The sequence below is a fragment of the Alcanivorax sp. HI0083 genome (genome assembly GCF_001635175.1).
Map to the genome: position 1 here is coordinate 1 of NZ_LWFX01000653.1, position 556 is coordinate 556.

The 556-nt window shown below is 61.3% G+C and carries 1 pseudogene; it reads right to left on the minus strand.

What is annotated here, in order from left to right:
• Nucleotides 1-105: 105 nt before the first annotated feature.
• Nucleotides 106-556 (minus strand): annotated as a pseudogene (locus A3754_RS27435) (hypothetical protein); the annotation flags it as partial.

The following is a 556-nucleotide window of genomic DNA, read 5'->3' on the forward strand; positions in this document are numbered from 1 at the left end:
GCATCCTCGCCGCAACGATACTTTTTGTTATTCTAACAGGCGGCTAATCGGCAGCCTGTGAACGACGAATCGCAAATGACATTTTTCCTGATTCGTCATCAACTTCTACAGGCTGGACCAGATCGAATCCAGCGCATCATCATCCCCGCCTTCCGGGGATTGAGTCGGTGCCGGCGTCGCCATATCCCGAAAGGGATACTGGCTGAACCCGGACGCACCCTGGGTACGGCGCAGCAATTGCACCCGGCGCGGCTCGCCGGCTTCCACCAGCTCCACCTTGACGCCTTCATTGAAGCCCACCGTGGGCAACAACAGGGTAGCGGGCTGCCCCACAGCAGCCAGCTCGGGCAACACCACACCGCGCATAAAATCACTGTCGAGTCCCTGCTTGCGCAGGGCCCGTGCCGCCACCGGACGTCCGCCTGGCGCCAGTAACTCCACACCAAAACGGGCACCATGGTTCGGCAACTGCGTCACCCAGCGCACCACGGCCAGGGACCACTGGCTATCGGGGTGATCGCGCAGGGCAAGCAATTCACCGGTGCGCATCAGGCTT